This is a genomic window from Palaeococcus pacificus DY20341, assembly GCF_000725425.1.
Lineage (GTDB): Archaea > Methanobacteriota_B > Thermococci > Thermococcales > Thermococcaceae > Palaeococcus > Palaeococcus pacificus.
In genome coordinates, this window is sequence record NZ_CP006019.1 from 1188391 (window position 1) to 1208294 (window position 19904).

20 protein-coding genes and 1 tRNA gene are annotated in these 19904 nt (G+C 43.1%); 15 read left to right on the forward strand and 6 right to left on the reverse strand.

Annotation, left to right across the window (positions count from 1 at the left end; translation table 11 throughout):
• The first annotated feature begins 34 nt into the window (after positions 1–34).
• The 5 genes from PAP_RS06540 to PAP_RS06560 all read left to right on the forward strand — a co-directional run bounded on the left by PAP_RS06540 (position 35) and on the right by PAP_RS06560 (position 3591).
• On the forward strand, positions 35–1198 hold the full coding sequence (locus PAP_RS06540) for a hypothetical protein (protein ID WP_048165249.1): 1164 nt from the start codon (positions 35–37) through the stop codon (positions 1196–1198).
• Positions 1199–1207: 9 nt separating this feature from the next.
• Positions 1208–2002, forward strand: a complete 795-nt coding sequence (gene dph5, locus PAP_RS06545; protein ID WP_048165250.1) for a diphthine synthase — start codon at positions 1208–1210, stop codon at positions 2000–2002.
• A gap of 58 nt (positions 2003–2060) precedes the next feature.
• The gene (locus PAP_RS10265; protein WP_158442501.1) at positions 2061–2216 is read left to right on the forward strand and encodes a hypothetical protein; all 156 of its coding nucleotides are present in this window, start codon (positions 2061–2063) and stop codon (positions 2214–2216) included.
• Positions 2217–2268: 52 nt separating this feature from the next.
• Positions 2269–2345 (forward strand) — tRNA-Val (locus PAP_RS06555).
• A gap of 250 nt (positions 2346–2595) precedes the next feature.
• Entirely contained in the window at positions 2596–3591 is a 996-nt protein-coding gene (locus PAP_RS06560; RefSeq protein ID WP_144368001.1) for an AbiJ-NTD4 domain-containing protein, read from the forward strand.
• A 772-nt stretch (positions 3592–4363) separates the two neighbouring features.
• Here the strand turns inward: PAP_RS06560 and PAP_RS06570 are convergent.
• Entirely contained in the window at positions 4364–5518 is a 1155-nt protein-coding gene (locus PAP_RS06570; RefSeq protein ID WP_048165254.1) for a DUF763 domain-containing protein, read from the reverse strand.
• A 140-nt stretch (positions 5519–5658) separates the two neighbouring features.
• Between PAP_RS06570 and PAP_RS10105 the strand changes: the two genes are divergently transcribed.
• Entirely contained in the window at positions 5659–6501 is an 843-nt protein-coding gene (locus tag PAP_RS10105; RefSeq protein WP_052649100.1) for a DUF835 domain-containing protein, read from the forward strand.
• 8 nt (positions 6502–6509) lie between these two features.
• Here PAP_RS10105 and PAP_RS06580 read toward each other — a convergent pair whose 3' ends face one another.
• Entirely contained in the window at positions 6510–7310 is an 801-nt protein-coding gene (locus PAP_RS06580; protein WP_201769524.1) for an SPL family radical SAM protein, read from the reverse strand.
• A gap of 73 nt (positions 7311–7383) precedes the next feature.
• Between PAP_RS06580 and PAP_RS06585 the strand changes: the two genes are divergently transcribed.
• The 6 genes from PAP_RS06585 to PAP_RS06610 all read left to right on the forward strand — a co-directional run bounded on the left by PAP_RS06585 (position 7384) and on the right by PAP_RS06610 (position 12635).
• Entirely contained in the window at positions 7384–9018 is a 1635-nt protein-coding gene (locus PAP_RS06585; protein ID WP_048165255.1) for a cell wall-binding repeat-containing protein, read from the forward strand.
• A 112-nt stretch (positions 9019–9130) separates the two neighbouring features.
• On the forward strand, positions 9131–9709 hold the full coding sequence (locus PAP_RS06590) for a thymidine kinase (protein ID WP_048165256.1): 579 nt from the start codon (positions 9131–9133) through the stop codon (positions 9707–9709).
• 9 nt (positions 9710–9718) lie between these two features.
• Complete coding sequence (locus tag PAP_RS06595; RefSeq protein ID WP_048165257.1) at positions 9719–10069, forward strand: 6-pyruvoyl trahydropterin synthase family protein; 351 nt, start codon at positions 9719–9721, stop codon at positions 10067–10069.
• 79 nt (positions 10070–10148) lie between these two features.
• A complete protein-coding gene (locus tag PAP_RS06600; protein WP_048165258.1) occupies positions 10149–10940 on the forward strand; it encodes a metal ABC transporter ATP-binding protein in 792 nt (263 codons plus the stop codon).
• Complete coding sequence (locus tag PAP_RS06605) at positions 10937–11758, forward strand: metal ABC transporter permease (RefSeq protein ID WP_048165259.1); 822 nt, start codon at positions 10937–10939, stop codon at positions 11756–11758. The genes PAP_RS06600 and PAP_RS06605 overlap by 4 nt, the downstream gene beginning before the upstream one ends.
• Positions 11759–11831: 73 nt before the next feature.
• Complete coding sequence (locus tag PAP_RS06610; RefSeq protein WP_048165260.1) at positions 11832–12635, forward strand: DNA integrity scanning protein DisA nucleotide-binding domain protein; 804 nt, start codon at positions 11832–11834, stop codon at positions 12633–12635.
• On the opposite strand, the gene PAP_RS06615 is transcribed toward PAP_RS06610, so the two are convergent.
• The 4 genes from PAP_RS06615 to PAP_RS06630 all read right to left on the reverse strand — a co-directional run bounded on the left by PAP_RS06615 (position 12632) and on the right by PAP_RS06630 (position 17357).
• Entirely contained in the window at positions 12632–12904 is a 273-nt protein-coding gene (locus PAP_RS06615) for a hypothetical protein (protein ID WP_394296790.1), read from the reverse strand. The two genes, PAP_RS06610 and PAP_RS06615, sit on opposite strands and share 4 nt — an antisense overlap.
• A 28-nt stretch (positions 12905–12932) precedes the next feature.
• Positions 12933–13580, reverse strand: coding sequence for a phosphoribosyltransferase (locus PAP_RS06620; protein WP_048165262.1), 648 nt, complete (start codon positions 13578–13580; stop codon positions 12933–12935).
• 225 nt (positions 13581–13805) lie between these two features.
• A complete protein-coding gene (cysS, locus tag PAP_RS06625; RefSeq protein ID WP_048165982.1) occupies positions 13806–15242 on the reverse strand; it encodes a cysteine--tRNA ligase in 1437 nt (478 codons plus the stop codon).
• 63 nt (positions 15243–15305) lie between these two features.
• Complete coding sequence (locus PAP_RS06630; RefSeq protein WP_048165263.1) at positions 15306–17357, reverse strand: DUF4350 domain-containing protein; 2052 nt, start codon at positions 17355–17357, stop codon at positions 15306–15308.
• A gap of 145 nt (positions 17358–17502) precedes the next feature.
• Here PAP_RS06630 and PAP_RS06635 point away from each other — a divergent pair, with 145 nt between their 5' ends.
• The 3 genes from PAP_RS06635 to PAP_RS06645 all read left to right on the forward strand — a co-directional run bounded on the left by PAP_RS06635 (position 17503) and on the right by PAP_RS06645 (position 19900).
• Positions 17503–18024: a cob(I)yrinic acid a,c-diamide adenosyltransferase gene (locus tag PAP_RS06635; RefSeq protein ID WP_048165264.1), complete on the forward strand. Its 522-nt coding sequence runs from the start codon at positions 17503–17505 to the stop codon at positions 18022–18024.
• 10 nt (positions 18025–18034) lie between these two features.
• Entirely contained in the window at positions 18035–18736 is a 702-nt protein-coding gene (locus PAP_RS06640; RefSeq protein WP_048165265.1) for a cysteate racemase, read from the forward strand.
• A 111-nt stretch (positions 18737–18847) separates the two neighbouring features.
• A complete protein-coding gene (locus PAP_RS06645) occupies positions 18848–19900 on the forward strand; it encodes an aminopeptidase (RefSeq protein ID WP_048165266.1) in 1053 nt (350 codons plus the stop codon).
• Positions 19901–19904: the final 4 nt, after the last annotated feature.

A 19904-nucleotide genomic window follows, 5' to 3' on the forward strand; every position in this document is an offset into this window, starting at 1 on the left:
AGAACACTTCCACCAATATCTTGAGGGGATGAAAATGAAAGAGGTAGTACTTTTAACCGGTGCACCGCTTAACGGGAGAGACGAGTACATTGAGGAAGCATTAAAAATCGCTCAAGGCGAGAGCTACGCCTACTATCACGTTTTTGATTACATAAAGTGTGTCGCAAAGGAGAGAGGATACAAAATCACGCGCAAAAACGTTCTTGACTTTGCGCTCAACCATCCAGAGCTCATGAATGATATACGGGATGAATCCTTTGAAAGAATAAGAAAAGAGATTGATGAAAGCGACAAAAAAGTCCACCTTGTTTCTACGCCAGCGCTCTTTAGATGGGGGAGCGGGAGCGTTTTGGGCTTCACTTTAAGCAATTTAAAGCTTTTAAAGCCCAACCGCGTTATAATAGTCCTCGACGACATATTGAGCGTTAGGAGAAGAATAATAAGCGACCCGGAGTGGTTCGAGCGCTTTGGAAACGACAAGGACAATATAAAGCTGACTACCCTTGTGATGTGGCGTGAAGATGCAATAAATCATGTGAAAACGCTCGTTCACGAGCTTAAGAAGGAAGGCATAGAGGTTCGCTACGTTCTGCAGTTCGGCATAAGACACCCATACGAAACGTTTCTCGATTTAATCTTCCGCGAAAAGGAGAAGCCACTCATTTATCTGAGCTATCCAATGACAGGCCACGAGGAGGAGTACTACCAAAGGGTTAGGGGCTTCTATGCTAAGCTGAGCGAGCACTTCACAGTCCTTGACCCCGGTGCGCTGGATGATTGGTGGGTCGTTGCCGAATATGACAGCCAAGTGGAAAAAGACCCCAACGTAAGGAAAATCAAAATAACAGAGATATTCGATGGGCATGCAGTTGAGGAGCTTGATAGGGAAGACATAGAGCAGGCAACGGATATACTGAGGAGACAGCTCGTTGATAGAGACTTCAACCTTGTTAGAGTTAGCAAGGCGATAGCGGTTTATCACTACACCAAAGAGGTCTCTGCAGGGGTTATAAGTGAGATGGCAGAGGCCCATAGGAACCTAGTGGCAATTTACCTCTATTACCCCTTCAAGCGTCGCCCAAGTCCATTTATGGAGTACTATGGCATGCAAAACCCCTCGAGGAGGACTATGTATAAAAATGAGGATGAAATGATCAGAGCAATGATTGAAGAAAAAGAGTATTGGACCAAAGCATAGGTGGTTGAGATGGCAATATACTTCATTGGCTTGGGATTGTACGATGAGAAGGATATAACTCTCAAAGGTCTTGAGATAGCGAGGAAGTGTGATTTGGTCTTTGCTGAGTTCTACACTTCTCTGCTGGCAGGGACAACGATCGAAAAAATTCAAGAGCAGCTGGGAAAGCCAATAACGCTTTTAAACAGAGAAGATGTTGAGCTTAACTTCGAGCGCATAGTTCTAAAAGAAGCCAAAGACAAGGATGTTGCATTTTTAACAGCTGGAGACCCAATGGTTGCCACGACTCACTCGGATTTGAGGATAAGGGCAAAGCAGATGGGGATTGAGAGCTACATTATTCACGCACCCTCAATTTATTCAGCCATAGCCGTAACCGGCCTCCACATATATAAGTTTGGAAAGAGCGCTACAGTTGCTTACCCTGAAAAGAACTGGTTCCCAACGAGCCACTACGATGTGATAAGAGAAAACAAGGAGCATAACTTACACACGCTTTTATTCCTCGACATAAAAGCTGACCAAGGGAGATACATGACGGCAAACGAGGCCATGGAAATCCTCCTTCAAGTGGAGGAGATGAAGAAACAAAACGTCTTCACACAGGACACTCTAGTGGTGGTTCTGGCTAGAGCGGGTTCACTGAGCCCAACGCTTAAAGCGGGCTACGTTAAGGATATGATTAAAGAGGACTTTGGAAAGCAGCCACATATAATGATTGTTCCAGGAAAGCTCCACATAGTTGAGGCTGAATACTTGGTAGAGTTCGCTGACGCTCCCAAGGAGATTTTAGATGAAGTTTAGGCCATCAGATTTTCCACAACCTTTTTCTACTTTTAAAGCGATTTATTTTGGTGGTCTTATGTGCTATGAGCTTACGGTGGAAAAGCTCGCAAAGCTCCTTCGGGAAGCGGAGAAGGCACATGCTTCCTATGAGAAAAAGCTTGGGCATAGAGATGAGGACTGGCCAGAGTGGTACGCGAAGTATATAATTCAAATGCTTGAGAAGGAGCACTAGCACGAAAACTTTATAAAAGGAAACTTGAAAAGAGAAGGTTGGCGTTTTGGGCGGGCCCGTGGTCTAGATGGTTATGACGCCACCCTTACGAGGTGGAGGTCCGGGGTTCGAATCCCCGCGGGCCCACCAGAAGATGAACCCCCTTCCAAAACAACTTTTTTAAAACATAACCACTCTAAAAACTGCAATCTTTCGCAACTCCTCCTTCAACTCCACACTCACCCAGATTGTGGTTTTCCGCTCGCTCTCAACCCCCATTGTCAGTACCTCCAACTATAGAGCCTATAACCCCTATGGCGATTATACTACAAACAATAGTAAATGATATTAACTCAGATATATATCTTTTGCCAAAGCGGAGGAAAGTCTTAAATCTTCTTTGAAAGATAAAAAGAGTGGAGGTAGAACCATGCCTACACTATTCTCTGAGAGAGAAGGAATTATAGAGAAAGAGTTACAGGTAGGATACATTAATAAAAATCTACGAACCCGACTATGGAATTGTCTCGAAAGATACTATTGGAAGTACATTAAGAAGGAAAGTTTGACAGATTGGAAAACTAGAAAATACAGACGAGATTGGGGATATTTTCCATACCTTGCTAAAAGAACTCAACCAAGTAAAGAGGAGAGTAACCGATTAGAACGTCCTCTCAGGGAATATCGCAAAATTGGAAAATTTATCCATGAACTATGGGACAGCTACTTCCGACTTCCCTTAAACAAATTAAGAGAAGACTGGACAGAGGATTGGAAAGAATTATATGAAATGCTAGAGAATTATTTCTTTGGCTGTGAATGGTATGAAGTCTATGATTTTCTAGAATTCGTTGTTAACAATTGGCCTGACCAAGAAAGAAACAGAGAATTCATGGAGTGTTGTAACCGTGTATTAGAGGAAGAAAATGCAGGATACAGATTCATTAATGGCATGATTGTGCCTATCTTTGAGAAAACTGAAATTTCAGAAATTGAAACTGCTTTTGAAAATGTAAAACCTTGGAAGGGCGTCTATGATGACTTGTTTTCAGCTCTAAAGCACTTATCTGATAGAGAACATCCAAACTACAAAGACTCGGTTGTGGCGTCTATTAGGGCTGTTGAAGGAGTAGCGAAACTAATTACACATAGACATGGAACACTAGGAGAACTTATGCCCAAAGTACAGCAAGTCTTAGAACTTGATGAGCATTTTGCTAAGGCTATTGGACAATTGTGGAGATACACAAATACAGTTGCTAGGCACTCAGACCCAGAAGGAGAGAAAATGCCTGAATTTGAAGAAGCTAAGTTTGTTCTTGTAACTTCCTGTGCAATAATCAATTATCTCATCACCAAAGCAAACAAGAAAGGAGTAGAATTAAAGCTGGAATGAGGTGAGAAAGATAAGAGATACAAAAGAGCAACGTGTAGATCTTATAGTTTTTTGGTGAAAAAGCTGGTTGTATTGGTTATGACTTACCATAGACACAAACCTAGGACAGTATGGATGAATCGGTGCCATATAGGTGACAGATAGGTATATTTACCCGTAGAAACATAAATGCATATTGGGGAGGTGAGCGGGCATGAACAAAGTTGTCGGAATTATTACCGCAACGGCAGCTCTTCTAGTTGGAGGGATAGTAGTAGCGGTCATCTACATAGTAGCGCAGTGGATAGGCTTAATCTGACTCTAACGACGCTCTTTCCACTGGCATGAAGACATAGTAATGGATTTTTTCCTCCTCTCCTCTAACCACGCTTGTAGTAGGATATGTTGCCATCTATGTGAAGCTTGGCCTTATCAAACTCATTAACAACTTGATAGCTTCTTTTATTCTTATGCTACTGAAGAGACAAAGTAAGCTGACAATTAACATTTCATCTCGCTTGACTTTGGCTAAGGCTTGCCTCACTTCCTTATCACTCGGTAATCTGACGTCAATTCTGTCTGGTCTTTCTGTTAGGAGATTCAAAAGGTTTGAGACAAATTGTTCACTAATCATGTTTTTCTCCAGTTGGGAGCGGATTGATGTTCTTATGCTCCTGAATGGAGAAATTGCAGCGTCTATACCTCTTTGCTTATTCGTTTGTTGAGGTAGTGAACAAACTCTTCTTGCATAATATCGGGAGAAGCTTGATCAACTTTTCCCCAGAAAAGGTTGTTAAGTCGCCTTCTTCTCCTCCTTTGGAAACTTCCATCCTCTGCTTATCTTAGTAACCTGTCTAACCAAGACTTTTTCGTTTTTGTTCTTCTCCACGAGCGTCTCCATGAAAGAGATTAGTTCATCATACGTAGCCCGTTCTACAGGGAAGGGCACGCCGTCCTTGCCGCCAACGGCGTAGGTGAACTTAAAGGGGTCTGGCGGATGCGTTACCGGGTCTTTCCACGAGGGGTGGACGTCGTAGACAAGCTCCAAGACAAGTGAGAGAGCCCTCAAAGTGCTCGGGCCGAGCCCTTGGATTAAGAGGAGCTCATCATAGTTTGAAACCGAAAGCTCCCGAGCGAGGGTTAAAGCCCTCTTGTTTAGCTCCGCTTTGCCCAAGCTCTCATACCTGCGGAAAAGAGTAACCTCCCTTTTATCGTAAGGCTTGTAGTAAATTAGGGGCTTGTATCCCTTGGTCATGGCTTTAAGCGTCTCAAGCTCACGCTCAATCTTTCTTACATCTTCGGAGACAATATCCAAAAGAGTCTTTTGATACTCTTTAGCATCTCTTGAGACCGTGTTTAGTGCATACTCCTCCTTAATTCCGCTTATGCCCTTGTGCGGCTCTACCGTAAAGCTCTCGACATTTTCAGAAAACCAGTGATACCTCCTCGCCATCTTGATGTTGGGGTTCATCCCCTGCTGCACAACCGTCCATCTCCCCTCTCTATCAACAAAAAACGTGTGATGATAGAGCTGATAGCCAGTTTGAAGAGCCACGGTGTCAACTTTAGCAACGAGCTTAGAGGTTTTTATGTAACTTTCCGCGTCAAGTTCATACTTTTTGCTTATCTCTCTCAGCTCATAAGGAGTTTCTCTGCTCTTTGCTCCCTTCCCACCAGCAGCACTCACACCAAAGTCTTCCTTTAAGAGAACATCTTTCAATATTCCCGTCGTCACCGTCGTGCTGCCCGAAGAATCCCAATCCATGCCTATTAGGTTGTTCAGCGCTTGAAACCATACTGGGTCGGCTAAGCGCTCGAGAACTCCCTTCGTTCCATACTCATCAACTAAGAGCTTTAGAACTAACCCCGCTAATTTTCTCATTCTAAGGGCGAGCCAAGGTGGGACATGACCGCCGTGAAGCGGCAGTTCAGCTACTCCTTTCTTCATGTCTATTTTATACTTTGCAAAGAAAGAATATAAGGCTTATCTATTAACCGGACGGAACAAAGACTTGAAAGTGTCAGAAGTAGGAATAAATTGATAGCCAATCAAAAGAGTTAAAATGGAGGAATAATATAGAATAAACCATGATAGATTGGTCTGGTGTCATAATATCCATAGTTAATGCGATTATGCGTATCATCCTTGCGGCGTTTACACTATGGACCAGAAAGGCATTTCATGAAAAATATCCACTCCTTGGCAAATTTTATGATTATATTACGGTTGGATTTGCTTTATATGCAATTTCAAAACTCCTCTTTTTACCTTTGAATTTAGATAGGGCAGGTATAATACTCCTAAATAAAGATACTGCAAGGCTTTTGAACACTCTCGCCAATGCAGTTGTCTTCATGTTCACTTTGATATTTCTCTATGCATGGGTTTCTCTAATTCGCACCCTTACAAAGAGGTACGTGCTGATTCCGAGCATCGTAGAATTTCCTGGAACAACAAAAAAGGATATTCCTTCGGGGCTCTACCTATGCGGATGCCACGAAACTCCCAACCCGGAGATATACGAACTCCTAAAAGGTAGAGCTGGTGTTATAATTTCAAGAAGGCCCCCTGAAGTACTTAGAGAACAGTTGAAACTCAAAAAAGTCCCAATTTTATGGTTAACAAAAGTAGAAGGGGATAACCATGTCCATCCACGCAGGCTGGAATATTTAATACAAAATCTGGTGGATTTTATGAAGAAGGACAACAAGCCAAAATTTATAGTCATTGATGGTCTGGAATATTTAATTATTGAAAATGGGTTTGAGAGCATCTTCAAGTTTTTAACTTTGCTTAAAGACTACAGTGTTTTTGATAACACGATAATTTTAGTTCCTGTGAATGAAAAGACTTTAAAATCCAAAGAATACTCCCTGCTGAAAAGGGAATTCCCAACACTTGAGGAATTCTTATCCTCCCAAAAGGGATAGAATGAGCTCTAAACTCTTACAACTTTCCACCCTTGCTTGTGAACCTCTATCCCCTCCGTTTTAATATTGAACCTTTTTATGCTGTCCTTCAGTTCTTTTATAAAGCTCCAGAACTTTTCTTCACCCACCATCGTTTCATAGCTCTCGGGAAAGTGCTCCTTCAAAAGTCTCTGGAACTCTCCTCCAGCAGCCCTTAGGTTGAGCACCTCAAAGAAGTAGTAGTCCACGAAATCCTTTGTTTCCCTCACAATCGCTTCAACATCTGTTAAATGTGGAATTATGGGGCTTATAAAGGCGTAGGTCGTCATGTTTTCTTCATGGAGCTCCTTAAGAACATCCACTCTAAGCTTCTGCGAAGGAGTTAGGGGCTCGATGAGTGCCTTTTCTTTTCCCTCAAAGCTGTTTATCGTTAGTCCTACCTCCACTTTCTCGAAGAGCTTTAAAAGGTCGATGTCTCTCAAGACAAGCGGCGATTTTGTGAGGATGCTCAGTTCATTGCGCTTGTCCATGTACTGGAGCACTTTTCTCGTTAACTTTAGTTCTCTTTCAATGGGCTGATATGCGTCGCTTATGCTCGACATCACGACGCTTCCTTCAACACGCCTCCTCGCGAGCTCGGGAGCATTGACTTTGGTCTCTACCCACGTGCCCCACTCGCCATAGGGCTTCCATCTGCAGATAAACTTTGCATAGCAGTATTTACACGCAAACTGGCATCCAGCGTATTGGTTTATCACGTAATCAACGCCGGGAATTTTGCTTTTGGTGTATATGCTCTTTGCTTTAGTTTTGATAATGTTAATCTCCATGACCTAAACTAAGTGCTTCAAATATAAAAATCTCAGGGCAAGCCTTTTATTCTCTCTTCATTCACTTTAGTTCATGAAAAGGCTCGCAGTAATCATGGTGCTGCTAATAGCGTTCTCACCTTTAGTTAGCGCAAAAACTCTTGTAGTAAGCTCATATCAGGATGAGACTATAGCGCGCTATTTAGCGAGCTATTTAAACGCAACTGTAGTTTTAATCCCTTGGGGAAGTCGAGATGTGCAGTATTTGGAGGAGATAAAGTCTCAAAACCCTGATAAGCTCATTATTGTAGGAGGGATATACGCTGTCCCCAAAGATTTTGAGTTCGGCAGTTTTGAGCGCTATGGGGGAAAAGACAGGCTTGAGACGGCTAAGATAGTCTTAGAGTACTTTTTCAACTTTTCAAGTCCAAGCAACATTGTAGTTTATCCCTCTAAGGAAGCAGTTTGGGAGTACATCAAAGAAGGCGGCGAATGGGAGATAGTGGAGGGAAATTCGAGCGTAGCGCTTAGGTGGTCAAAGTTAATCCAAAATGAGCTTCACAAATATTCTGGGAAAGAAAAGAGGCTTGTTTTGGTAGGGAACGTCCAAAATAATGCTCTTTTGAACGAGACATGGAGCGAAATTGGTGAGTTGCCTGAAGTTTATACGCTCTATCCTTCGATAGTGCTTATGAATGGAACGCTCTTCATAACTGGGAGCGATGAGAACCTCCCTCTAATAGAGCGCTTTTTCGAAGAAAACAAGGACGTTGGGGGAGAGGATATTCTAAAATTCTCTCTTCTCCTTCTTGTGTTAGTTCTAGCTTTTTTCGTTGCACTCGATGACAGAAGGTTTTACTTGGCAGCGTTAATACTTACGGCCGTGTGGGTGCTCTACTCCATAGAGGCTTTTGTTTTGGCTTGGGATTCTCTCTTTGTATATTTCGACGGAGCGCTTTCTTTGAGTTATTTGGGACATTATGAGACTATCATAGGAGGTAGAGGCTTTCCAGGCCTGTCATATCTCTTCCTCGCTTTCTTCCGCGTTTTTTCACCAACAGTTGAGAGCGTTATTCTATACCAAATATTCATGCTCTTTCTTCTCTTGAGCTCACTCTTCCTGTTTTTCAAGAATAAAGAGCTGGCTTTCATTTCTTACCTACTAATCCTCACGATCCCTCTGTTCAGACAGTACACATATACGATTTCAACGGAGCTGACGTTTTTGACGTTTCTACTCCTGTCGCTGGCCTTTTTGAGATATAAAACTGCCAAAAGCACTATCCTAGCATCTGCTTCAGCATCGCTCGGTGCTTTAGTAAGGTTCCAAGCCCTAATACTGCCCCTAATTTCGTTGGCTCTATTTAGGGATGTGTATGGTATATTATTCATTTTAGCGTCTTTATCTTTCTACTTTGGGCTAACTTTTGTGACTCATAGGGGATTTTGGGGATACATAAGCGAGGCTTCCTCAAAGGGCATAACCTCTTCTTTAGTGGTGAGCAACGCTCAGTTCTACCTCCCAAAACTTCTTTTAAACGGGTTTGTTCCTATAGTGTTGCTGATATGGCACTTTGCGAAAGGTAAAAGAGGACTAACGCCTGTGTTGAGTTTGGCAATTTTTTATGCGCTGGCCCCTCTCGTTTGGGTTGCTCAAGATGAACGCTATTTGCTTCCGACCCTATTCCTCCTAGCGCTGGCCGCTTTTGAGAAGCTCGATGAAGAATAATCAACAAAACTCCCTGTTCTTTGACGTCCAGCCAAATATTCCACTAAATTCTGCATGAAGAGACGACGATAGAGTTTTATGCAAGAGATGAGTGTTAAATTTTGGTGGTGCTATGCATCCAGAGGGATTTTTGGAAGTTATCACAGGACCAATGTTTGCGGGTAAGACTACAGAGCTCATTAAGAGGGTTGAGCGTCAAATCTTTGCTAAAAGGAAAGCAGCCCTTTTTAAGCCTGCCATAGACAACCGCTACAGCGAAAACCATGTTGTGGCACACAATGGCCTTAAGTACGAAGCTTTTGTTATTCCTACCGATGAGGAAGGTGTTAGGCAGATTTATGAGATAACGAAGAGGGAAGGCTTTGAAGTGATTGGCGTTGATGAGGTCCAGTTTTTCCCGATTTCAATTGTTGAAGCTTTAAACACGCTCGCAGATGAGGGTGTTTATGTTATAGCAAGCGGCTTAAACTTGGACTTCAAAGGGGATCCGTTTGAGGTTACGAGAGAGCTTTTGGTAAGAGCCGACAACATAGTTTACCTAACTGCAATATGCACTATATGCGGTGCTCCAGCCACAAGAAGTCAAAGGCTTATAGATGGAAAGCCGGCGCCGAGGGATTCCCCCATAATATTGGTAGGGGGTCAGGAGGCGTATGAGGCGAGGTGTAGAAGGCACCACATAGTGCCGTGAGGTGAGTTTATGCGGGCTCGTATCAGGGAGAAGTTTAAATTTGAAGCAGCCCATGCCGTTGCTATTAATGGGGGTTTGGAAGAGATTCATGGACACACATACCGCTTGGAAGTCTTTGTTGAAGGTGAGCTGAAGGAAGGCTATGTCATGGACTTTCTAGAGCTCAGGCGCATTGTTGAGAGGGAAGTAATAGAAAAGCTCGACCACAAAAACTTGAACCGACTCTTCAATAATCCAACAACAGAGAACATAGCGCTTTGGATAGCTGAACGCATAAGAGAAGCTCTGCCAGCTGAATCTAGACTTTACAAGGTTGTTCTTTGGGAAGGAGACGACAACGGGGTTGAGTTCGAGTTTTAATTTTTGCTTTCTTCTAAGAAAAAGCTTTAAAAATTTGGAGTTGTAGGATTTTTAGGTGAGCCTAAATCGGGGTGAGAGCATGGAAGCAGTTATTGCGAAGAATGTCAGCATTTACTACAATGGCCAAAAAGCAGTGGAAGAGCTATCCTTTAAGCTCGAGGAGGAAGAAACATTACTGCTCATGGGGCCAAATGGTGCAGGAAAAACGACACTGCTCAGGACAATAGCGGGCTTTCATAAAAATTACGGTGGGGAGCTTTTGGTGTTTAACAAGCCTCCTGGTGAAGCTAAAGAGCTTATCTCTTATGTCCCCCAAAGTTACAGCTTAAATGAGCGTGTTCCCCTCAAAGCTTTGGAAGTCGTTGCTATAGGCGGGATTTATAAGAAGGGATTCGTACACACTAAGCTCTCAAAAGAAGTGTGTCAAAGTGCTGAAGAGGCTTTGGAGTTTGTAGGATTAAGCCAAGTAAAGGATAAACCCTTTAGCGAGCTCAGCGGGGGTCAAAAGCAGAGAGTTCTGCTGGCTAGAGCACTTATATCTAATCCCAGGCTCCTTCTCTTAGATGAACCGCTATCAGCTTTGGATCCTTCCGCAAGGGTGGAAGTAGCAAATGTTTTGGGAAAGATAAAACAAGAGAAGGGAATATCCATGATTATTACCACTCACGACGTTAATCCTTTAACGGAGATTGGAGACAAAGTGATGCTCCTAAACAGGCGTTTGGTGGCGTTTGGTACTCCTGATGAAGTCCTGAGGGATGAGATTATAAGCGAGGTTTATGGGCCATTCTCAAAAGCTGTACGGGTTGGAAACAGGCTTTACTGTATAATTGGGGATGTGCACATCCACAAAGGGGGTGCTAGGGAATGATCCCAGAGTACCTGTTGAGGGCCCTTTTAGCGAGCGTTATGATAAGCGTCCTCCTCGGACTCCTGAGTCCTTTGATAAACATGAAAGGGCTGGCTTTCCTCACGCACGCCACGTTTCACTCCCTCCTCTTTGGTGCGGTTTTGGGCATGATATTTGGCTTAATAATCGAAAACCTTGGGATAGTGGTTTGGGTTGCGCTGATGGTTACCATAGCGGTGGTCACTTTAATAGCATGGCTTGAGAATAGGGGCTTTACAAGCGATACCGCCGTGGGGATTATCTCAAGCTTCGTTGCCGGCGCTACGGTTCTTAGCTTTGGCATACTTTACAAGATAATGGCGACAAGGCCGTACTTTGCTTTCTCCCAGAGCATAGTTTCCTATCTCACGGGAGAAGTGTTTTTAATAACCGTGAACGACCTCTTAATGCTCGTTTTGGGAGGAGCATTAATATTTTTCATAATGGCATTCTTCTATAGGGACTTCCTCTACGTAAGCTTTGATCCAGCGGGTGTTGAGAGCTATGGTGGTAATGTCCGAGCTTATTTGATGCTCCTTTATGTAATAGTGGGTTCTATTGGAGCCCTTATCGTGAAAACCGTTGGATTAATAACTCTTCAAGTTATAGCCGTTCTGCCAGGGGCCATAGCGCTGATGCTAAGCGACGATTTAAGGAGGATTATTGGAATAAGTATTTTCTTAACACTTGGGGTTGAGGTGGCCTCTGTAGTCTTAGCATACTATACGAACATTCCTCCCAGCGGGATAGCCACGATTTTTTTAGGCATAGTCTACGGCATATTAGTCCTAAAAAGATAGCTCTCCCCATATTTTTGCACATCAAACTAAAAGTTTATAAACAATTGCCGAAATACTATAGCTTGGTGTAAATATGGCAAACGGGGAGAACTTTGAGAAGCTAATCTTAAAGGGACTTGAGCTGGCCGTTGATGTTGATGCTAAAGCATTAGTTGTTCTAAATCCGGGATTGCCTTTAGAAATTCCTGAAGTTGATATGCCCATCATCGTAACAGGAAAAACCTTTGAAATGCATGATAAATATATCTCCATACCTGTTCCTCTGGAACTTGGGTTAGAAAACGTTCTAAATTTAATTTCGGCCTTTTTGATGGAGCACAAGATAATTGGAACGGGTGAAAGCTTTGTTTATGTAACCACAGACCTCATTGGAATTAGGGAGGCAAAGAAGGGAGGAATTCTATCTAAAACATTCTTTTCAACCACCCAAAACGTGATTCAAGAGCTTTTGGAAATAGCCATAGAGCTCAGCACTGAAGGGAGGGAAGGAATGCCCGTCGGTACAATCTTCGTCTTTGGAGACACCAACAACGTCCTAAAGCACTCTCATCAAATGATCCCTAACCCCTTCAAGGGCTACAAGCTCAATATTCTCGATAAAAATGTGAAGGAAGTTGTGAAGGAGTTTTCCTTTCTCGATGGGGCGTTTATAATTTCAAAAACCGGCAGGGTGGTAGCTGCAGGCAGGTATTTGGATGTGGATACTAAAAAGCTTAAAATAGACATTCCTAGAGGCTTGGGGAGCAGGCACATAGCTGCAGCTGCAATAACAAAAATAACAAAAGCTATAGCAATTACCATCTCAGAGACGGGGGTAATAAGAGTATTTAAAGATGGAGATATAATTTTGGAGTACAACCCCAAGATACGCTATTAGTCCTTTCCGTTCTCTTCGCTCTTTATGTATGGCTTTCCTATTGCAATGCTGAAGCCTTTGAACGAGTCGTCCTTTTTGTTGAACTCCAACGCTAAGGGGAGGCCGTTGTCTTCGTTTATCACAATTCTAACAATCCTGGCCCTTGAGTGTTCATTTAAATAGCTTTCTTTGAGCTGCTCATAGTTTTCCAAGGCGCTGTTGACGCTTTCTTCATGCATGCTGTAAATTTCCTTCGAATAGTTGCTGTGCGATTTAATCTTCTTTATCATCTCATCTCTATCCAATTTATCACATCCATCAGATTTTGATCCAGCTCTCCCCCTCTTTTTTAAATATTCCTCTCTTTTCGGCCAGAGTTAAAGCCTCTTCAAGCCTCTCCTTTGGAACCTCTATGCCGTGAAGCTTTTTGAGGAGCTCAATTATTTCCTCAGGGGTGAGCTTTTCATTCTCCTCAAAGAGGTTGCCCACGAGGTTTATCATATCCTCAACAAAGTTCCATGGGAAGATTATCCAGGCCCAGTCTATCTCTTCACTAAAGTATTCAGGCCTGAATTTGCATGTATTTATCATCAAAAGCGTCGCAACTCTAACCTCCGCGGGCTTTTGGCCCTCGACATAGTTCTTTGCCAAGGTTAAGCTTTCCCCGGTGTCGGCTATATCATCAACAATTAGAACCTTCTTACCGCTTAGGTCGTAGTTAGAACCGTACCTAAGCTTTGCTTTCCCGTCGGGCGCTGCTGTTACTCCCCAGTGCTCTACTTTTAAGCTTATTAAATCTTTAATGCCCAAGTAGTCGCAGTAGAGACGTGCAGCGACCCATCCTCCGCGTGCGAGCCCTACTATAACATCTGGCCTCCAACCTTCCTCTAGAATCTTAAAAGCTCCTTCCTTTGCCCACTTCTCGATGTCTCCCCAAGATGCCAAATAAGCTGGAAACTCCTTCATTGCATTTCCCTTATTAGGGGAAAATAAAAAGAGTATTTAAGTTTTTCCAAGGTGTACAAGTTGCTATAATGAGGGTTAATACTTCAATGTTTTCCCGATTTTTGAAAAGAGAACCCCTCATATTTTTTAATACTCTGTGCATCTCTCTTTAAATGCCCGTTAAGGACGTTTTCTCCCAAAGAAATTATTTTTCGTTGAGAAAAGAAGAGAATGGAGGGGCATTCATTAAACAGTAACTTTCTTCCAAATAGTTCCCTTCGGCGTATCCTCTAATTGAATACCGAGCTCCCTAAGCTTCGCCCTAATCTCATCCGCTAAGGCAAAGTTTTTCTGCTTTCTAAGCTCTGCCCTCACTTGGATTAAAAGCTCAATTAGCTCTTCCTCTTTGCTTTCTCCCTTGTCCTCCTTGAAGTAGTCTTCGAAGAGGCCAAACACCTCGCCGACCATCTTGAAGAACTCCAAAGCCTTTCTAAGCACGCTCTCCTTCGGCTTCTCAACCTTCGTTAGATACGCGTTTACGGCATTTGAAACCTCGAATATCGGCTTCATGGCTTCGGCAGTGTTAAAGTCATCATCCATCGCTTCATAGAACTTCCTTTTAGCCTTTCTGATGGTCTCGTAGAGCTCGAACTCTTCTTCACCCCACTTGAAGGGTGTCTTCGCATTTTTGAGGGCTATCCTAATGTTTTCTATCGTGTTGTAGAGCCTTTCAAGGTTGTTCTTCGCATGCTGTATTCCCTCTTCGGTATAGTCTAAAGGTGAGCGGTAGTGCCTCTGGAGGACAAAGAAGCGGAGTACTTCCGGTGAATACCTATCCAAAAGCTCTCTAATAGTGACGAAGTTGCCTAAGCTCTTGCTCATCTTTTCTCCTCTTACCATGACGAAACCTGTGTGGAGCCAATACTTGACCCATGGGATCTTTCCAGTGCATGCTTCGGTTTGAGCAATCTCGTTCTCGTGGTGGGGGAAGATTAAGTCGTTTCCTCCGCCGTGGATGTCGAACTGCTCTCCTAAGTACTTTGTGCTCATCGTTGAGCACTCTATATGCCAGCCAGGCCTTCCCTCTCCCCAAGGACTTTCCCACTTAGGTTCTCCTGGCTTGGCTTTCTTCCAAAGGGCGAAATCCTCGGGGTTTTTCTTTCCCTCGCCAGGCTCAACACGAGCTCCAGCGGTGAGCTCTTCGAGGTTTATCTTACCGAGTTTGCCGTAGTCTTTGAATTTTTTAACTTCAAAATAAACTCCGTCGCTTCCTTCATAGGCGTATCCTTTTTCTTCCAGCTTTTCAACAAAGCTAATAATCTCTTGGATATGCTCGGTAACCCTTGGATAAATGTCGGCTGGCTTTACCTTCAAAGCTGCCATATCCTCTAGGAAGTAGTGCATAAATTTATCGGCAAGCTTTTTAGGGTCTTCTCCTGTTTCATTTGCCCTCCTTATTATTTTGTCATCTATGTCCGTGAAGTTCATCACCATCAGAACAGAGTAGCCCTTGTGCTCCAAATAGCGTCTTATCACATCAAAAGCTACGTAAGTCCTCGCGTGGCCTAGATGAGTGTAATCATAAACTGTTGGACCGCAGACATACATCCTAACTTCTCCTTCTCTTAAAGGTACAAACTCCTCTTTCTCCCTCGTTAACGTGTTGTAAACCTTCACAGTCACCACCTAAGAAGAGTTCAGCAAAGTCTTTTATTAGAGTATCGCTTGGGGCAAAAAAGAAAAAAATCAGGGTTGATTAACTAGCCATAGAAGGACTCCTTTTAGGAACGGCCAGTTGCTGTCTATATAACTCCTCGTCTCTCCCTCGTAATAGAAGGAAGTGTCCGTTAAGGCTTTGCTTGAGCCGTAAGCCACTACTCTTCCCTCGCCAACTTCAACAGCGGCCGCAATTATTGGCTTTGAGCCTTTTTCTTTGATGATATTACCGCTCTCATCAGTAGCATATGAGGTTTCGTAGCCTCTAATCAGCCATACTGCATCGCCGCTTATGTCTAACGTATCGCCATCGAAGAACATCTCGCTATCGTTCGTGAGGTACTTCATTGATGGGTGCTCCAGGTTGAATATTCCAATTATTGGATAATAAGATTTCCCTGTGTTTTTCTCGTCATCTTTAAGTTCATCGTCATTGAATTTAATTCCAAAAGCCTCAACAACCTTGTTTAAGCTTTTATCATAGACATACTTATAGTAGTTTCCAGTTATGAGCAGGCCTCCCCCTTGCTTCACGTATTCTTGAAGGGCTTTAGCTTCGTCATCTGTTATATCCTTTCCGGGGTTTGTGATTATAACTACCGCATATCCCTGGAGCTTTTCGAGGGTGAAGGGTTCGTTGTTTACCTCAACCTCCCAGCCGAGCTCACTCTTTATTTTCTCTATGAGGCCTAGCATTTTTGCACTGTTGTAGTACTGGTTGTGTGCATTGTCTATGAGGACTTTGGTGACCTCCGGCTTTTCAAAGCTGACCTCTTCCCCTGCTTTGGCCTTTTCCAAAGCATCTTCCAAAACTGGGATTATGGCGTTGAGCTGTTCAATAAGCTCGCTTTGAAGCACGCTCGCTTTTCTTGTGGCTATAAAGTATTTGGTTGAGAGGTAAGCAGGGAGATATGGCGTTTGAAGCTCTAGTACCCAGGCATGATACTTATCCATATCCTCTTTTGTACTCTCAATTCTGTCGATATCAGCCTGTATTGGGCCTAAATCAACGTTGTATGTTTGAAGTTCCTCGGTTAGGTTCCTAAACCTGCTGTAAAGCTCATCTACAAATGGAGACTGCTTTGAGTAGCGGTAGGCATAGTATCTTGAGAACGTGCTTACTATTGTGGTGGGATTCTCATAAACTGTAGTGTATGCATATTTGACATCATAGTTCACTATCTCCGCTTTTATTGTGTGATCACCGAGTGTTTGAGGTGTCCAGTTGTAGGATACGGCTTCCTTGTTACCAGCAGCGATTTCTACAGTCTGGTTCAAGACCAAGGAACCATCTATAGAGAGAATAAACGTGATATTTTCATCAAAGCTCCCATCGTTCTCCAAAACAGCAGTTATGGTCATAGGCATGCCTCTAATCCCCGAAGTGGGTACATCTAGGGATGACACTTTTATCAGAGGGACGTACTCTTTAATATCCTCAGCATCCCTTGGTTCTAGTTTGAAATCACCGTAGGAATAGTAAACGACACCTATTATCCAGTCAAATTTTTGTCCCATCTCGGGGGAATAGGCATAAATTAAATCATCAACCACTAAAGTTCCACTGCCGTCATTAATCTCCCATTCTCCATATCCAAGGTCAGGGTCTGTCACTTCAACATTCTCCACTTTAACCAGAACACCTTCCCACTTCTCTTGAGAGACATTGCCTGTTGGGAGAAGCACCGGTTCTGGAAGAGGAGCACTTCCAATGACTTGTACGTAATCACCATAACTAAGACTAACAGATATCTCAGTTAATCCCCAATATTCTTTTATGTAACCTTTGACTTCAACCACATCTCCCGGATTAACACTCGGTGATGAGCCGAGGTATACGTATATACCATCCCATGCACCCGTTCCATTCTGGATAAAAAACCCTTTAGAAGCAACAGCTGTGACGACACCACTTGTGATAACAGTCTGTCCTGCATATGGAGAGTCTCCACTTGGATCGGTTGTGTACTGGATGTCATGTATTGAAACGTATGGAACTGCTGCTTTAACAATCCCAATTCCCGTGGCTGGAACCAGACTTAGAAGCATTACTACAACCAAAAACAAACTCCATCTCTTCATAGTATCACCAAAAAGCTGGTATAAACTTTAATGTTAATAACTTTTCCCCAATGTCTAACAATGACCCTTGATGTTAGAAACATGTCTTTGTTGTACAAAGGCAAAAGTGATAAAATTTGAGCTCCTAATCACTTTGGGTGGTCATATGGGTATTACAACAAAAACTGGGGATAAGGGAACGACAGGGATATTTACAGGTGAACGGTTGACGAAGTTTTCCCCCATAGTTGAAGCCAACGGCACGATAGACGAGCTCAGTGCATTTATCGGTGAAGCAAAGCACTACGTTGAGGATGAGGAGCTTAAAGAGATTCTTGAAAAGCTTCAAGTGGAGCTCTACTCTCTCATGGCAGAGATTGCAAGCAAAGGGGAGTATAAAAAAGTAGGAAAAGAGGAAGTTAAGTGGATGGAAAATTTAATTCACAAATTTGAAGGGCAGGTTAAGATTGAAGGATTCGTAATTCCCGGCTCCACTGTGGCAAGTGCTAAATTAGACATCTGTAGGACAATAGCAAGAAGGGCGGAAAGGAAAGTGGCAAGGGTGTTTCTTGAATATGGTATTGGGGAAGATGCACTAAAGTACCTTAATCGCCTAAGCGACCTGCTTTTTGTAATGGCGCGGTATGTTGAGTGGAAGGACGGAAAGATTAAGTATGCCAAAGATTAAGGGGTTAAACATGAGGGAAGAAAAGATCATAGGAATTTTAGGTGGAATGGGACCGTTAGCAACCGTCGAGCTATTTAAGCGCATAGTTCTAAAAACACCAGCTCAAAGAGATCAAGAGCATCCGAGGATTTTAATCTACAACAACCCAAAGATACCTGATAGAACTGCTTATTTGCTTGGAAAAGGGGAGAGTCCTCTTTCAGCATTGATAGACGGTGCTAAGGGGCTCGAAGAATGGGGAGCTGACTTTATAATAATGCCCTGCAACACGGCTCATTTTTTTGCGAGGGAGATTCAAAAAGCGATAAGCATACCTCTTGTTAATATGATTGAAAAAACAGCTGAGCATATAGACACGCTTGGTATAAAAAAAGTAGGGCTTTTAGCAACGGATGGAACGATAAAGGGCATGGTTTATCATGAAGCTTTATTAAATATGGGAATTGAAATTGCTTTGCCTGACAGAGATGACCAAAGGAAAGTGATGCGTGCTATATACGAAGGTGTAAAGGCAGGAAACGTGGAATGGGGGAGGGCTATTCTCTTAAGGATAGCAAAAAAGCTTGAAAAGAGAAGCGAAGGGTTAATAGCAGGATGCACTGAAGTGAGCGTTGCTTTGAAAAGAGGAGACTTCAACGTGCCTTTAATAGATCCTATGGATGTGATAGCGGAGAAGGCGGTAAAGATTGCTTTGGGGATAGAAGAACTTTAGAATTTTATTATTTAAAAGCTTGTTAAAGAGCATTAGGTGTCAAATTTATGGCAATTGCACACTTCCATAAGCGTTATTAATGCGTAGAGTGAGTTAGGAAGGGGTGGTTGTATGGAGCCAATTGAAGTTTCAAGGATAGTTATGAGGGACGTTTTGGATGTTCAAGAAGGAGAAGAGATTTTAATAATCACAAATCCCGGAGAGGTCTTGGGGATTTCGTTAAGCTTATTCGATGCTGCTAAGGAGTTTAAAGCTAGACCAAGTATAGTGGTTCAAGAGCCCAAAGGAACTCTGGATTATGCTGAGAGAAGCGTTATTGAAGCTATAAAAAGCGGCCCGGACGTTGTAATTTCAATAAGTGAGAAAAAACTCGGCAAAGATGCCTATGGCTTGAACATAGGTTACGTTGGAAGAGACAATAAGAAGTATACACACATCTTTGAAAAGCTCCTCTGGGGTGATAAAAGAATACGCTCCTTCTGGAGCCCCGGCATAGATGTTTACATGTATTTGAGGGCCGTCCCCATTGACTACAAGAAGCTGAGAGAGGAAGCTGGAATTTTGGGCGATATCCTTGATAAGGGCAGTGAAGTGCATATAACGAGCGAAAAAGGGACGGACTTATGGATTAGCATCAAAGGCAGAAAAGCCCTCAGAGATGATGGGGACTTTAGAAGGCCTGGAAGCGGGGGCAATCTCCCAGCAGGCGAGGTTTTCATTTCACCCGCTGTTGGAAAGAGCGAAGGAGTAATTGTGTTCGACGGCACTCTCGGATTAGGAGGAAAGAGTGTAGTTCCAAAGGAGCCTGTAAAAGTTTACGTTGAAGATGGGTTTGTTAAGAGGATTGAAGGGGGAGAAGATGCCAAAAAGCTTGAAAATGCCATAAAAGAGGCGGAAAAAAGAGCTCTGGAAATGGGCAAAGAAGAACTCGCCAAAAACTCATGGCATTTAGGTGAACTCGGCATAGGGCTAAATCCAAAAGCTATAATGAGTGGGAAGCTCTTGGAGGACGAGAAGCTTAGGAACACCATACACATTGCAATAGGAGCAAACTACGACAACGATGCTCCCGCTTTGAACCACTTTGACTGTCTCGTCATGAACCCGACGGTTGAAGTTGATGGGGAAAAGATAATGGAGAAAGGCAAGTTCTTAATCTTTTGAACTC

Coding starts and splice junctions, on each gene's coding strand:
- PAP_RS06540 (WP_048165249.1), top strand. CDS start 35: ATGAAAGAGGTAGTACTTTTAACCGGTGCACCGCTTAACGGGAGAGAC.
- dph5 (WP_048165250.1), top strand. CDS start 1,208: ATGGCAATATACTTCATTGGCTTGGGATTGTACGATGAGAAGGATATA.
- PAP_RS10265 (WP_158442501.1), top strand. CDS start 2,061: ATGTGCTATGAGCTTACGGTGGAAAAGCTCGCAAAGCTCCTTCGGGAA.
- PAP_RS06570 (WP_048165254.1), bottom strand. CDS start 5,518: ATGAAGAAAGGAGTAGCTGAACTGCCGCTTCACGGCGGTCATGTCCCA.
- PAP_RS10105 (WP_052649100.1), top strand. CDS start 5,659: ATGATAGATTGGTCTGGTGTCATAATATCCATAGTTAATGCGATTATG.
- PAP_RS06580 (WP_201769524.1), bottom strand. CDS start 7,310: ATGGAGATTAACATTATCAAAACTAAAGCAAAGAGCATATACACCAAA.
- PAP_RS06585 (WP_048165255.1), top strand. CDS start 7,384: ATGAAAAGGCTCGCAGTAATCATGGTGCTGCTAATAGCGTTCTCACCT.
- PAP_RS06590 (WP_048165256.1), top strand. CDS start 9,131: ATGCATCCAGAGGGATTTTTGGAAGTTATCACAGGACCAATGTTTGCG.
- PAP_RS06595 (WP_048165257.1), top strand. CDS start 9,719: ATGCGGGCTCGTATCAGGGAGAAGTTTAAATTTGAAGCAGCCCATGCC.
- PAP_RS06600 (WP_048165258.1), top strand. CDS start 10,149: ATGGAAGCAGTTATTGCGAAGAATGTCAGCATTTACTACAATGGCCAA.
- PAP_RS06605 (WP_048165259.1), top strand. CDS start 10,937: ATGATCCCAGAGTACCTGTTGAGGGCCCTTTTAGCGAGCGTTATGATA.
- PAP_RS06610 (WP_048165260.1), top strand. CDS start 11,832: ATGGCAAACGGGGAGAACTTTGAGAAGCTAATCTTAAAGGGACTTGAG.
- PAP_RS06615 (WP_394296790.1), bottom strand. CDS start 12,904: ATGATAAAGAAGATTAAATCGCACAGCAACTATTCGAAGGAAATTTAC.
- PAP_RS06620 (WP_048165262.1), bottom strand. CDS start 13,580: ATGAAGGAGTTTCCAGCTTATTTGGCATCTTGGGGAGACATCGAGAAG.
- PAP_RS06630 (WP_048165263.1), bottom strand. CDS start 17,357: ATGAAGAGATGGAGTTTGTTTTTGGTTGTAGTAATGCTTCTAAGTCTG.
- PAP_RS06635 (WP_048165264.1), top strand. CDS start 17,503: ATGGGTATTACAACAAAAACTGGGGATAAGGGAACGACAGGGATATTT.
- PAP_RS06640 (WP_048165265.1), top strand. CDS start 18,035: ATGAGGGAAGAAAAGATCATAGGAATTTTAGGTGGAATGGGACCGTTA.
- PAP_RS06645 (WP_048165266.1), top strand. CDS start 18,848: ATGGAGCCAATTGAAGTTTCAAGGATAGTTATGAGGGACGTTTTGGAT.